Raw genomic sequence first — 13,211 nt, forward strand, 5'->3', positions numbered from 1 at the left:
AGCGCCCGGCATATTTCATTATATGTACACGATCAGTAATTGAGCGTGACGCGCATGCCAAATACCCGTGGGTCTATGTAAGAGGCTGCCATGACACCCGTCGTGGCCTGAAAGCCGCCGGTCTTGGCGCGTGTGTCCGTTAGGTTGCGGACATAAGCTTCAAACGCGATGTCATCACCCGGCAAGGCAATGCGCAAGGCGAGGTCCGCTTTGGCATAGGCTTTCTGGAAAGTGCCCACATGCGGGTCTTCAAAATTCAACATGTCAAAATAGATTTTATCTTGCCATTTGACGCTGAACCTTGGTGTGACTTTGTAGCCATTCGCCAGCATAAAGTCATGTGAAAAAGTTGAGCCAAAACTCAGGCGCGGTGTACGCGGCAGGGTCTTGCCTTCCAGGTTGACCGGGCGTATGCCTACCCAGCGTGCGACTGGCCCGCGATAAGTATCCGGGCATTTGCTGGTGGAATTGAATTCCAGGCGGGCGGCGCAGGCGTACTGATCATTCCAGTTGTCAAAGTCGTGGATGCTTGCATCGATATAGCTGGCAAAGCCATTCCAGCGTGCGCCTTTCCATGGGCGGTAATCCCATTCCAGCTCCAGACCCTTGATATTGACGCGACCTATATTGATGGTGCGCTGGCCGGTAATGATGTTGCAACTGATATTGGTTGCAGGGCAGCCACCCACAGGCAAGGCGACATTGGCGTAATAATTCGTGCCGGTGTATTGCATGTCGGTGTAACGCTGGTAAAACAGGGTCGATGAGAATTTGAGTTTGTTGTCGAGCAAATTGCCTTTGTAACCCAGTTCCAGATTGCTGACGTTCTCAGGGCCATAGGGCAGGAAGGAATAATTCGGGCTGGTGCCATCGGTACAGATACGCCCGCCACACAAGTCAGTCTTGTCGCGGAAACCGCCCGATTTATAGCCAGTGGAGAACGCACTATAGACCATGTTATTGGGATCAATCTGCTTCAACAGGCCGAGGCGATAAGTCATCTTGCTCCAGCTCTCTTTATGATCATTATTCGCTGCAGCACCCCAGGCTGCCAACGAAGCCGGGCCATTCAAGATGCCCATCGCCGGGGTCAGGTCGTAGCCATTATGTGGGCGCCAGCCAGGCGTGACACCTGCAATGCCTGGGTTGTACTGGCCTAGGTAAAAGAAGTTCTGGTTCGATGCTGCAGTTGAATAATCGCCATAGGTCTTGCCGCCGGTATCGCTCTTGACGTCTTTGGTATAACGCATGCCCAAGGTTGCCGTCCATGTGGGCTTAAAGGTCCAGTCTGCCTGGCCGAACAGTGCCTTGGAATCTATCTCGCGTTTATCCTGCTGATAAAAAACGGCGGCAGGGGCGGCGTAAGGGCCATTGGTATTGCGCTCGTAACCTGCGCCTATGCTATTGGTCTCATGCATCCAGAACAGGCCGCCTACATACTTCACATTGCCAAACTGCTGTTTGAGCTGCAGCTCATGTACATTAGAGACAAATTTGGATGCCTGGATATACGACATATTATCGATGACAGGATAAATGCCAGGGTCGCCTGAAGTCTTGGTGACGGGGAGCTGGTAGGTGATGATGGGTGTGCCGGTGGCTACATCAACGGGGTGGAAACCGCCATCGTCATCATGCAGATTCTGGCGTCTTTGTATTGAGCGCACGTAACCGTAATCGATCGTCGTGTTGTCGCTGACCTTCCATTTGACGTTGGTACGGTAGGTATCTATCGTCATGTCGGTCATGCCCGGCACGTTGATGACGATAGTGTCCTCCGGCAACTTGCATGCATAACGGGTGCCAGCAGCCTGGGCGCAATCGCGCTGGCTGGTGAAGCCTGCATTTGAATTCTGGTAGCGTTCCAGGGTTTGCTGAATCTCCACATCCTTGTGCACCTGCCAGCGCGCCATCAGGCGGCCTGCCCACTGGTCGCGGTTGTTATACGCATGGGCAGGATCTACTTTGGTGTTGTAGCGCTGATCAACCAGGGGCGTGCCATCAAAGCCGTTTTTCTTGTAGCCAGTAAAGTCTTGTAATTGCGTGAGGAAGCTGTCGCGTGTGAGTTTGGAATAAGCGGCACGCAGGGCAAAGCGGTCACTGATGCCCAGGTTTTGTACCATGCTGAGGTTGCGCAAATTGGCACTGCCAAGTTCCAGCGCAGTCTTGCCATAGTAGGCATTGAACTCTGGTTTGCTGGGGATGATGTTGATACTGCCGCCGGTAGAATTGCGGCCAAACAAAGTGCCTTGCGGGCCGCGCAATATCTCCACTTGCTCAACATCAAACATCAGTGCCTGTGCACCCTGTGGCCTGGGTGAGAATAGCCCAGCCACATGCAGGCCTACCGAGGTATCGCCTATCTCGGTGAAGTTGTCAGAGCTGATGCCGCGTATCGTCACTTGCACCGCGCTGGAGTTATTGTTGTCGTTGAACTGCACATTCGGCATTTCATTCGATAACTGCTGCAGGTTGGTGATGCCTTTTGCATCCAGCGCATCTTGCGTGAAGGCCGATACTGCCAGCGGCGTCTTTAGCAGGGAAGTGGAGTAGCGGGTGGCCATGACCTTTACTTCCTGAATTTCTTCTTTGGCTTCCTTCTTGGGCGGCGCGGTTACCGTCGCCGGCGCGGTGGCAGCTTCAGCTTGCTGCGCCATGGCTGGCGCGGCGATCATGCCGACCATCCCAGTAACACCGGCAACCAAGCATGCGCGGGCGACGGCGACACTGAGCGGTGTCCTCCTGGTGGTGAGTTGTTGCATTGTTGTCTCCAGATAATATATTTTTATTGTGTCCTGTTGAAGGCGGACTACCCTCTAGCGATTACCTGATGTGTAAAAAAAACTGGCAGTTCGTGCTCAGCATTTTCAGCATTATTGTCATCATTATTGGTACCGCTACCAAATAAATGGTACCGCTATCATTTAAATTAGTCAAGAACGGCCTGATGTTGCAAAACAACGGGGTTGTTTTGAAAAATCGACAGAGGGGAATGCATGGTTGGCAGACCACTATGGGAATCAGCAAGAGGGATTAAGCGCACTTCGTCGTCAAGGCGGAGCCATTAATCAAAATTGACATGGCCAGGATATTTATCATGACCATGATTGACATGCAGGTAAATGCCTGCCTATAATGAATTCATGCAGGTATTTGCCTGCATTTATTGAGTTCCGGCTGCATACAGGCTGTCTTTAAAAATTTTCGGGTGCCATACATCAATGACAGAAATAGACAAGGTCTTCAAGGCACTGGCTGACCCCAGCCGTCGCAAATTGCTCGACAGTTTGCATGCAAAAAATGGGCAGACGTTGGGTGAGCTGTGCAATGAGCTGGATATGGCGCGGCAGTCGGTGACCCAGCATCTGGGTTTGCTGGAAGAGGCAAATCTGATTTCTGTCGAGCGGCAGGGGAGGGAGAAGCTGCATTACTTCAACCCTGTCCCTATCCATGAGATTTATGAGCGCTGGATACGCAAGTTTGAACGACCACATCTTGAGGCCATGCACGACCTCAAAACCAAACTGGAAAGGAAGTGATCATGAACCAAGAGAAGTTTGTCTATGTGACCTATATCGCCACGACAACCGAGAAAGTCTGGCAAGCCTTGATGGACGGTGAGCTGACCCGGCAATTCTGGAAAAGCGAAATCGTCTCTGACTGGACACCAGGTTCAAGCTGGCAGCATATTAAGGATGATGGCAAAGGCACGGTAGAGCATGTGGGCACTGTGCTTGAATGCATACCCGGCAAGCGTCTGGCACTGACCTGGGTGGGGCCTGCAAATGTGGCAGACCCGGCCAAACACTCAAAACTGGCGATCGATATTGACAAGGGCGATCCCAAGTCGGTGAACTGGTGCGCCTGACGGTGACGCATGAAGAACTTAGCCCTGAAGTACATCGTGGCATCAGCTTTGGCTGGCCGCTGGTATTGTCCAGTCTCAAATCCTTGCTCGAAACCGGGCGCGGCATCGATTACTGAGCTGGTTTTTGCAGGTCTGCGCAATATTGGCTTTATCGCTTGATAGAGCCTGATCGTATCTGATATTGTCTGATATTGTCTGATATTGTCTGGTTGACCATCATCCCTGCTCATCGTATGCTGCTGCTTGATTATCTTTGCGCAGGAGCGTACATCTTTCATGCCGGTTACTCCATTTCATTTTGGTCTCGGTGCTGCCCTCAAGGCGGCAGCGCCGCGCCACGTCAGTTTTTTGTCTTTCGCTGCCGTGAATGTGTTCATTGATGTGGAGTCTGTATATAACCTCATGCATGCGCGATTCCCTGTGCATGCTTTTTTCCATACCTATCTTGGTGCGCCTTTGATGGCGGGTTTTACGGTTTTGCTTTTCCTGCTGGCACGCTGGTGCGCACGACGATTTTATTTGCCAAATTTTTATCACTGGCAGCAACTGACGCTGCTGCAGGTCAGCATTGGCGCCTTGCTTGGTGCTTTGTCCCATGTGGTATTCGACAGCATCATGCATGCAGACATACGGCCCTTGTACCCTTATAGTGATGAGAATGTCTTGTATGAAATCATCCCTTTGATGTACCTGCATTTGCTCTGCGTGTTTTTTGGTGTGCTGGGTTTGATAGGAGTGTATGTGCGCAAGGCGGATGAGGATTGATGTGTTGAGCCCCCCTGGCGCAACCTGATTTTTTTAACAGAAGGGTAGTTTTGCCTTCCGGTGAGTATTTCAAATTTAGGAGAACTGATATGGGTGCCTGGGCTGCCGATTCTTTTGGAAACGATACTGCATGTGACTGGGCTTATGCCATTGAAGACTGTAATGATCTGTCACTGGTAGAAGAAACGCTGGACAAGATATTGCAGGAAGGCGATGGCTATATTGATGCTTCTGATGCAGAAGAGGCGATTGCCGCTATCGAAGTGATTGCCAGATTACAGGGCAACTGGGGCATGCGTAATGCGTACAGTGAAAGCGTCGATAAATGGGTCAGAAAATCTAAGCTGGTACCGGGCAAGGAACTGGTCGAGAAAGCCCATCAGGTGATTGCCAGAATCCTGGGGGATGAATCTGAACTCAAGGAACTTTGGGAAGATTCCAAGCTGTCGAATGAATGGACGGCGTCGGTGCAGGAGCTGGCGGGGCGGGTGAATTTTTGATGTTATGGATGAAGATAAAAATAAGAATTTTTTGTTGCTGATTTTTTCTCTCGTCGAGTCAAAGTATGTCTCTGTTGCAGAGATCAACAATCTCGCAAGCGTGGCAAGTGAGCTTGAAGTAATGCCAGAATTTTGGCTCACTGAACTGGCTGCGTGCCAAACTGCAGATGAGGCGCAGAATATTTTACGGGAACAAATGAGGGACCAGCATGTCATTTTTAACGAACGCTATGTGTCACTTTTACTGGGCTTTTCGTATCTGGGAGTTCAGGAAGGGAAAATATCTTTAGCGGAGTTTGAAGCTGAGCTAGTCGATGTCATGGATGCTTACAGTGTACACAATGCTTATATGAATATGACTATCGAAGATTTTCATCATGATTTCTTTTCATTGAGTTGCCTTCCTGATCAAAGCACTGCGCTCGGTAGCTACCTGATTGATGCAGCAGAAAAGTCTAAAATTGAATTTCGTGCTGAGATAGCACCAATCCTGAGTGCTTGACGTTATTGATAGCAAGAAAAAAGTCGTGAGAAAATGAGCAGCCATCCAGTTTTATTTGCAGTTTTAATGTTTGTATCGCTTTGCGCCACCATCAAAATCTGGAGCATGGTCTTGCGCAGGCCGGGGCTGGCCTGGTACAAGTGCCTGCTCATGCTGATTGCTGCAATTCCATTTGTTGGGCCTGTTTTTTTGTATTCATTGATGCACCGCCGGTATTGCCGCAGTCTCAACAGGCCAAACCTTTCCCTAAGGGTACAGAAGTCTATACTGGTTTTGGTGCCTTGATTGATGCCCTGAAGAGGTTTTTTAGTTAATAAAAGAGTGACTGAATCACTTAGCTGTTGCCATATATCTCATTGCCGGTACAGATGCTTGCGTACGCCAGCGTACAGAAAGCTTTACGGTATCGCACTATCCTGTTAACAAGCATCCTCATAGGCTAAGGCCGATGCAGGGTTTTGCAACCAGGATGGGAGATGATCATGACACATATTATCGCGGGTCGGCTGGAGCAGCAGGAACAGGTGCAAAAGGCTATTTATCAGTTGATGGCACTGGGTTTTGCGCCTGGTCAGATCAGTTCTTTTTATCTTAATCCTCCGGGGCAGCATGACATGTATCCTATCGGGGGTGACCGTGACGAATCGCCAGGAGCAACCAAGGCGGGTAGCGGTGCAATCAGTGGTGCGGCTGCCGGTGGTGCGGTTGGTGCTGCTGTGGGTTTGCTAGGTGCGCCAGTCACTGGCCCTGTCAGTACTGCTTTGGGTGCTATGGTGGGGGCGCATGTGGGCTCGTTGATAGGCAGCCTGTCGCAAATGAAGGACAAGGGCGAAACCTCCGATGATGATGCAGAAAATGCGGCAAGCGTGCGCCGTTCTGGTCTGATTGTGGCTGTCAGTGTCAACAAACCTGAAACTGAACAAATCGTCATCACGATGCTCAAAGATCTTGGCGCAGACCAGATAGAACTGGGCGAGGGGACTATCAGTAAAGGTGACTGGAAAGACTTTGACCCACGCATGCCGCCCAATCTGATCCCGGCCAGCTTGCCATCAGAAAACGGGGTTGCTGCGTCTGGCGTATCTTCTGCACCTACTGTGGCTCAACAAGCAGCAGAGCAGGGAGCGAATGGCCGTGAACACTAGACATGTGAATCTCGATAACAAAAACCTCAAGCGTACCAATGCGGCTGAAGCGGTAGAGCGTAGCGATGCTGCTAAAGACGATGACGCTTTGCTACCCCATGAACGTGATCAGACCACGGATGACAAGACCGCGCCGCGCAAAGTCATGAAGCAGGCTTTGAACGACTTGCAAACGGGTAAGGTCGATACTGACATGCATGGTGCGCGTGGCGTAGAGGTAGTGGTCAAACCAACTGCGAAAACAGCTGCAGAATCGGCTGCAGAACCGGCTGCAAAACCGGCTGCGAAAGAAGGTAGCAAGCAATAGCACGGCAGATACAAAAAAGCCCAGTTTGCAAACTGGGCTTTTGTTTGAGTTTAATTTGGTTTGACTTGATCAAGTTTGAGTCATTGACCAGGCAAGCCAGGTTTTATCTGTTGTCGAGTTTCGATGGGCGGTCAGAATACGTGGTGAGTCTTTGGTACTTCACGCCAGGTGGCAGTGGTGTGGTGATGAAATTATGGATCAGTCTTTCATTGTCAGCACGTCTCTCACGCTCAGCATGGCGCTGATTAAAAGCTTCATTCTTTGCGGCCCAGTTGGTTTCCTGCACTTTTTCTGAGCCTACATATTTCTGGTTGGCCTTGACAGACTTTTCCTTGACGCTGGTTTTAGGGCAGACATTGTCGGTAAAAGTCACACGACCATCACTATCGACGCATCTTTGCACTTGGGCAGATGCGCTATTTGCCAGTGCCAACAATAGGGCGGCAGATAAAAGCTGTGAGAGTTTCATGCAGGATGCCTCAGGGTCCGGGTCGTAATCAAGGCCCAAGCTTCTCACATCCTGGCCTGGGATTCAAGCAATCGCCAATATATCAATCAATCTGCTGTTTTTGCCTGCTGCTGCTGTAGTTGTTGTTGATGATGGCTTTGCTCTGCCCGGTTTTTCATTAGGCCGAGGATGGATTGGTGAAAATCGTTGAGCACCATCTTGCCCCACAGGTCACCGTAGGTCTTGAGTTGTGACTTGTTGATGAAACGGGTGCTCAGGCGCAGTTCTGTACCACCATCTTTTGCCTTCAGGTCGTAGCCTCCATCAATGACATCAAAGTATTCCCCACCCATTTCCACATGCCTGTCGAGAGCACGCTTGGGGATGCCACCGGGCAGGATATGAAAGCGGTAATGCATGGTGCTGGGTCTTTGCCAGGTGGTGATGATTTCTTCAAAGCGCACATCTTTTTCCCAGCGCGAAGTTCTTACTGCGCCTACACCAGCGCCCGTGAAGTCGGCAGCGATGGGTTTGGGCAAACCTATCAGGTGCACGAAAGAAAAACCGAGTTCATCGGGCTGGATGTTTTGCACCGAGGCCAGTTGGTCAAACACTTCTTCAGGGCTGGCCTGTATCTGTATGACAGAGCTGACCAGTTGCTCGCTTTGTACTGGCGGCAAGCTGGCTTCTACCGGGCCAAGCAAGAGTGGCAGCAGGGCAAACGAATACAGGCTGGTTTTGGATGCGCGAAAGCGGTTGTGGATGGCACCTGCAATCAGGCCGCCTATCATGGCCGCCACCACAAAGACCGGGAAGACCAGTACCAGGCAAACCATACCTTCCAGCAGGAAAACGAACATGGCCAGCAAAAAGGCCATCATCGACATGAAGGACACCATGACTTGCATGCCTACATGAATATGGGATTTACCCGCCGCCAGCACGACCGCAATTGCGCCGACGCTGAAAGGAGCGAGGATCAAAAAGGCGGTAGAAACAATTTGCAACCATGCATGCAGGGACTTGTGTTCAAAGCCTACGCGCAGCAGCAAGCCATAGATGACACCTGCCGCAACGGCGGCAAACAGGCGCATTTTGGGCCGGGCAGCAGCCGGGATTTTATAGATATCCTTATCATTACTTTTATTGTGACCTGTATTGTCGCCCGTATTGTTGTCATCAGACATGCTGTCTTCCTGGATGTGTATATGCGGCTGGGTGCGAAGCTAGATGCCGGAAATCTACTTATAGACCAGCTTCATCACGAGAATAAACATGGCTAGCATGAGCGTGATCATAGTGGCGATGATGATGGGCAGGGCGCTGAGCATGAGGCCATACACCAGCCACAACGTGATGCCAAGGACGAGGATGATGTACATGCCCAGGGAGACACCTTCCGCGCGTTTGCGCCGCCAGGTCAGCCAGGCCTGGGGCACAAAGGCGGTCGTCGTCAGACAGGCGGCAAAGTAGCCGACCAGGTCGGCAGGCAAAATACTGATCATGGATGTATCTATTCTTTGGTAGGACGCAGGAACTGGCCGGAATGAAACACCAGCGGTGCCTGTTTGGTGAATTCACAATGCTCGACTTCGCCGACGAAAATGACATGATCGCCCTCAGGATAGCGGCTGCGGTTATGGCATTCAAACCAGGCAGAGGCGCCTGTCAGGATGGGGTGGCCAGTGCGCGAGAGGGTGTAATCAACACCAGCAAAGCGGTCAGTCTTGCGGCTGGCAAACTGCTCGGCCAGCCAGGCTTGTTCGGCAGACAGGATATTCACTACATAGTGAGAATTGCCGCTGAACACGGGCAGGCTGTTGGCGGCCGTGCCCAGGCTCCAGAGTATCAGAGGTGGGTCCAGCGAGACAGAATTGAAGGAGGATGCGGTCAAACCCAGGAACTGGCCATCTGCCAGACGGGTGGTGATGACAGTGACGCCAGTGGCAAATTGCGACAGGGCATCCCGGAAATGGCGGGTATCAAATTCTCGCTTTTCAGAGCGGGGTGAGCGGGTGTGCATGGGTTTCCATCGTTCTTTTTTTGCCATTATCACAGATTTTGGGCCATTTTGGCTTGTTGCGGCTGCAAGTGCTGCTATGCTGCAATAGGAAGTGTGGCGCTGACTGTGTTAAACTTGCAGGCTTGCCGGTTTCCCGAGGTTTTGACCTAAGTAGTTGATTCCTTTGAATTTAATCCCCACCAAGAGGTGCCGAGGTATGCCTATGCTGCTGGCTTTACGCCGTGTAATGATGATGTTCATGCTAGTCTTGCTGGCCATGACGAGTTTGCAAGGTTTTGCACAAATACCGGATGAACGTAATTTTCCGGAGAATACCAAGCGCGGCGTATTGAATATGTCGCAATATCCCGATGTGCTGATTGATGGTAAAGCCAAAAACACCGCACCGGGTTTGCGTATTTATGATGACCAGAACCTGTTTATCTCGCCTACGCAAATTACCGGCAATTACGTCATCATCAATTATCTGGAAGATAATTATGGTGACGTTGTCAAAATCTGGGTATTGACCGAGATTGAACGTAAAAGGGTATTACCCGCCGCCAAGGAATGGGTGCCACAAATTTTTAAAAATACGAACATGTGATGTAGCGCTGGCTCAGGGGAGTAGTGCAAGGCAGCATGGACAATGTCAGTCCCTTGAGCAGGTAGAGCTTGTAGAAAATTATGCAAAAAAAAGTATTTATTAAAACCTTCGGTTGCCAGATGAACGAGTATGACTCGGACAAGATGGCAGATATCCTCAATGCCAATGACGGCATGGTGAAGACCGATAATCCCGAAGATGCTGACGTGATCTTGCTGAATACCTGCAGCGTGCGCGAAAAAGCATCTGAAAAAGTATTTTCTGACCTCGGTCGCCTGCGTGAACTCAAACGCAAAAAACCAGAGCTGCTGATTGGCGTTGGCGGTTGCGTTGCCTCGCAAGAAGGCGATGCCATTGTCAAGCGTGCGCCTTATGTTGATGTGGTATTTGGCCCGCAAACCCTGCACCGTTTGCCGCAGATGATAGATGCGCGCCGTAGTTCTGGCCGCTCGCAAGTCGATATCAGTTTCCCTGAAATTGAAAAGTTTGACCACATGCCACCAGCGCGCGTTGAAGGTGCGAGTGCCTATGTGTCCATCATGGAAGGTTGCAGCAAGTATTGCAGTTACTGCGTCGTGCCCTATACCCGCGGTGAAGAAGTCTCGCGCCCGTTTGATGATGTGCTGGCAGAAGTGGCTGGCTTGGCTGAACAGGGCGTCAAGGAAATTTCCCTGCTGGGGCAAAACGTGAATGCCTACCGTGGCGTTATGGAAGATGGCGAGATTGCTGACTTTGCGCTATTGATCGAATATATAGCAGAATTCCCTCAGATAGAACGCATACGCTTTGTCACCAGCCATCCCAAAGAATTCACCCAGCGCCTGATCGACTGTTATGCCAAGGTGCCCAAGCTGGTCAATCATCTGTACCTGCCTGCCCAGCATGGCTCTGACCGTATCTTGTCGGCGATGAAGCGCGGTTATACGGCCATCGAATACAAGTCCGTCCTGCGTCGTTTGCGACTGGTGCGCCCGGATATTTCTGTGTCGTCTGACTTTATCGTCGGCTTCCCCGGTGAAACTGATGAAGATTTTGATGCGCTGATGAAGCTCATCAATGACATCGGTTTTGATAACAGCTTCAGCTTTATCTTCAGCCCGCGCCCTGGCACGCCAGCCGCGAATCTGGCTGACGATACACCGGCAGAACTCAAATTGCGCCGCTTGCAGCATTTGCAGTCTGTGATTGATGCCAATACCAAGAAATACAGCAATGCCATGATAGGTACGGTGCAGCGTATTCTGGTAGAAGGCCCGTCGGTAAAAGACCCGAATGAATTGCAGGGCCGCACCGAGAATAACCGCGTCGTCAATTTCGCGGGTTCCAAAGACCTGGTCGGTACGCTGGTGAATACCCGCATTACCGAATCCTATAATTATTCCTTACGCGGCGAACTCGTCGAAGAGGCAGTGACAGCATAATGGCAAAAACACCCGTGCCGGTAGCACATTTCATCCCTCAACCACTGGACAATACCCGCCTGGCACATCTGTGCGGGCCGCTGGATGAGAACTTGCGGCAGATATCATCGGCACTGGATGTGACGATCTTTCGCCGTGGTGAAAAATTTATCGTCAGTGGCCACAATGCCGAAAAAGCGATAGAGATACTTGAGCATTTCTATGGCCTGGCGAAAAAAATCATCACCATCGATGAAGTGCAACTGGCCCTGGTAGAGCAACGTGCCAGCAAGAGCCTCAAAAAAGGCAAGGCCGGCAAAGATCAGGAAGATGTTATTCCTGCCTATGCCGTCGCGGTGGACGCACCCTTGCCAGAAGATGCCGACATAGAAAGCCCGATGCTCAAAACCCGCCGCAGCGATTTGCGCGGGCGCACGCCGCATCAGAATCATTACATCAAGACCATACTCGAACATGACATCAGCTTTGGCATAGGCCCGGCTGGTACGGGCAAAACCTATCTTGCCGTGGCTTGCGCCGTGGATGCGCTGGAGCGTGATGCCGTCAAGCGCATCGTGCTGACCCGCCCGGCGGTGGAAGCGGGTGAACGCCTGGGTTTCTTGCCGGGTGACCTGGCGCAAAAGGTCGATCCTTATCTGCGCCCCTTGTATGACGCCCTGTATGACTTGCTGGGTTTTGACCGCACGCAAAAAATGTTTGAAAAACAGGTCATCGAGATTGCCCCGCTTGCGTATATGCGTGGCCGTACCCTGAACCATGCTTTCGTCATTCTCGATGAAGCGCAAAACACCACGCCAGAGCAAATGAAAATGTTCCTGACGCGCATAGGCTTTGGCAGCAAAGCCGTGATTACCGGTGACCCTACCCAGGTTGACTTGCAGCGTAATGTGAAAAGCGGCCTCGTCGATGCCTGCCAGGTACTCGATGGTGTACGCGGTATAGGCTTTACCCATTTTGGCAGCGTCGATGTGGTGCGTCACCCGCTGGTCGCCCGCATTGTCGATGCCTACGAAAGCGCGAATGCCAACGCCACCGCCAACAGCGCCGCCATCGGCTTGCTGAAACCTGCAACCCCTTTAAGCTCTGCTCACCATGGTCGCAAAAAGTAAAAACGAAGTTAAACCTGTCTCCAAACACAAGCTGACGCTGTCAGTGCAATATGCCGACAAGCGCCTGCAAGATGTGCTGACCCGTCCGCTAATACGCAAGACCGTGCAGGCGGCGCTGTTCTTCCCGGCAGAAATCACCCTGCGCTTTGTCGATGCTGAAGAAGGCAAGGTACTCAACCATGATTATCGCGGCAAGGACTACGCCACCAATGTGCTGACCTTTGCCTATACCGAAGATGAAGATGCCGAGGTAACGCAGGCTGACATTATCCTGTGTACCGATGTGCTGGAAAAGGAAGCGGCCGAGCAAAAGAAAACCGTGCTTGAACATGCCCAGCATTTGATTGTCCACGGCGTCTTGCATGCCCAGGGCTATGATCATGAAGAGGATGATGAAGCTGAGGAGATGGAAGCGCTGGAGATAGAGATACTGGCGGAGATGGGGCTGGGGAATCCGTATCAGTAATTGAGCCTGATCAGGTCATTTAAATGGCTGTATGCAAATCTTAGTGCTTTGATGCTAACCCGCTATATATC

The 13,211-nt window shown here is 51.3% G+C and carries 17 protein-coding genes; 12 read left to right on the forward strand and 5 right to left on the reverse strand.

Translation table 11 applies throughout. From position 1 onward, the window contains the following. Positions 1 to 32: 32 nt before the first annotated feature. Positions 33 to 2,762, reverse strand: coding sequence for a TonB-dependent receptor (locus tag ACO0LL_RS27340; protein WP_422953975.1), 2,730 nt, complete (start codon positions 2,760 to 2,762; stop codon positions 33 to 35). 459 nt (positions 2,763 to 3,221) lie between these two features. Between ACO0LL_RS27340 and ACO0LL_RS27345 the strand changes: the two genes are divergently transcribed. From ACO0LL_RS27345 to ACO0LL_RS27380, 8 genes are all read left to right on the forward strand, one after another. Next, positions 3,222 to 3,539 (forward strand): ArsR/SmtB family transcription factor, encoded by a 318-nt coding sequence (locus tag ACO0LL_RS27345; RefSeq protein WP_422953976.1) that lies wholly within the window; start codon positions 3,222 to 3,224, stop codon positions 3,537 to 3,539. A 2-nt stretch (positions 3,540 to 3,541) separates the two neighbouring features. Then, entirely contained in the window at positions 3,542 to 3,868 is a 327-nt protein-coding gene (locus ACO0LL_RS27350; protein WP_422953977.1) for an SRPBCC domain-containing protein, read from the forward strand. Then, on the forward strand, positions 3,859 to 3,984 hold the full coding sequence (locus ACO0LL_RS27355) for a toxin-antitoxin system, toxin component (RefSeq protein WP_422953978.1): 126 nt from the start codon (positions 3,859 to 3,861) through the stop codon (positions 3,982 to 3,984). Before ACO0LL_RS27350 ends, ACO0LL_RS27355 begins: the two co-directional genes overlap by 10 nt. 160 nt (positions 3,985 to 4,144) lie before the next feature. Beyond that, entirely contained in the window at positions 4,145 to 4,633 is a 489-nt protein-coding gene (locus ACO0LL_RS27360) for a hypothetical protein (RefSeq protein WP_422953979.1), read from the forward strand. 89 nt (positions 4,634 to 4,722) lie between these two features. Next, positions 4,723 to 5,133, forward strand: a complete 411-nt coding sequence (locus ACO0LL_RS27365) for a DUF4259 domain-containing protein (RefSeq protein ID WP_422953980.1) — start codon at positions 4,723 to 4,725, stop codon at positions 5,131 to 5,133. Between the two features lie 4 nt (positions 5,134 to 5,137). Continuing rightward, positions 5,138 to 5,635, forward strand: coding sequence for a hypothetical protein (locus ACO0LL_RS27370; protein WP_422953981.1), 498 nt, complete (start codon positions 5,138 to 5,140; stop codon positions 5,633 to 5,635). 482 nt (positions 5,636 to 6,117) lie between these two features. Beyond that, complete coding sequence (locus ACO0LL_RS27375; RefSeq protein ID WP_422953982.1) at positions 6,118 to 6,780, forward strand: hypothetical protein; 663 nt, start codon at positions 6,118 to 6,120, stop codon at positions 6,778 to 6,780. Beyond that, positions 6,770 to 7,087: a hypothetical protein gene (locus ACO0LL_RS27380; protein WP_422953983.1), complete on the forward strand. Its 318-nt coding sequence runs from the start codon at positions 6,770 to 6,772 to the stop codon at positions 7,085 to 7,087. Before ACO0LL_RS27375 ends, ACO0LL_RS27380 begins: the two co-directional genes overlap by 11 nt. Positions 7,088 to 7,190: 103 nt before the next feature. Here the strand turns inward: ACO0LL_RS27380 and ACO0LL_RS27385 are convergent, their stop codons facing one another. From ACO0LL_RS27385 to ACO0LL_RS27400, 4 genes are all read right to left on the reverse strand, one after another. Then, positions 7,191 to 7,556 (reverse strand): DUF4124 domain-containing protein, encoded by a 366-nt coding sequence (locus ACO0LL_RS27385; RefSeq protein ID WP_422953984.1) that lies wholly within the window; start codon positions 7,554 to 7,556, stop codon positions 7,191 to 7,193. Positions 7,557 to 7,642: 86 nt separating this feature from the next. Next, complete coding sequence (locus ACO0LL_RS27390) at positions 7,643 to 8,722, reverse strand: hypothetical protein (RefSeq protein WP_422953985.1); 1,080 nt, start codon at positions 8,720 to 8,722, stop codon at positions 7,643 to 7,645. Positions 8,723 to 8,776: 54 nt separating this feature from the next. Beyond that, the gene (locus tag ACO0LL_RS27395) at positions 8,777 to 9,040 is read right to left on the reverse strand and encodes a SemiSWEET transporter (protein ID WP_422953986.1); all 264 of its coding nucleotides are present in this window, start codon (positions 9,038 to 9,040) and stop codon (positions 8,777 to 8,779) included. An 8-nt stretch (positions 9,041 to 9,048) separates the two neighbouring features. Then, positions 9,049 to 9,558: a flavin reductase family protein gene (locus ACO0LL_RS27400; RefSeq protein WP_162042452.1), complete on the reverse strand. Its 510-nt coding sequence runs from the start codon at positions 9,556 to 9,558 to the stop codon at positions 9,049 to 9,051. Between the two features lie 202 nt (positions 9,559 to 9,760). Between ACO0LL_RS27400 and ACO0LL_RS27405 the strand changes: the two genes are divergently transcribed. The 4 genes from ACO0LL_RS27405 (at position 9,761) to ybeY (ending at position 13,140) form a co-directional block, all read left to right on the forward strand. Then, positions 9,761 to 10,144, forward strand: a complete 384-nt coding sequence (locus ACO0LL_RS27405; protein WP_422953987.1) for a hypothetical protein — start codon at positions 9,761 to 9,763, stop codon at positions 10,142 to 10,144. Positions 10,145 to 10,224: 80 nt separating this feature from the next. After that, the gene (gene miaB, locus ACO0LL_RS27410) at positions 10,225 to 11,565 is read left to right on the forward strand and encodes a tRNA (N6-isopentenyl adenosine(37)-C2)-methylthiotransferase MiaB (protein ID WP_422953988.1); all 1,341 of its coding nucleotides are present in this window, start codon (positions 10,225 to 10,227) and stop codon (positions 11,563 to 11,565) included. After that, the gene (locus ACO0LL_RS27415; RefSeq protein ID WP_422954004.1) at positions 11,562 to 12,674 is read left to right on the forward strand and encodes a PhoH family protein; all 1,113 of its coding nucleotides are present in this window, start codon (positions 11,562 to 11,564) and stop codon (positions 12,672 to 12,674) included. The genes miaB and ACO0LL_RS27415 overlap by 4 nt, the downstream gene beginning before the upstream one ends. Continuing rightward, positions 12,658 to 13,140 (forward strand): rRNA maturation RNase YbeY, encoded by a 483-nt coding sequence (gene ybeY / locus ACO0LL_RS27420; RefSeq protein ID WP_422953989.1) that lies wholly within the window; start codon positions 12,658 to 12,660, stop codon positions 13,138 to 13,140. Before ACO0LL_RS27415 ends, ybeY begins: the two co-directional genes overlap by 17 nt. Positions 13,141 to 13,211: the final 71 nt, after the last annotated feature.

The sequence above is a fragment of the Undibacterium sp. TC4M20W genome, from assembly GCF_049340245.1.
Taxonomy (GTDB): domain Bacteria; phylum Pseudomonadota; class Gammaproteobacteria; order Burkholderiales; family Burkholderiaceae_D; genus Undibacterium.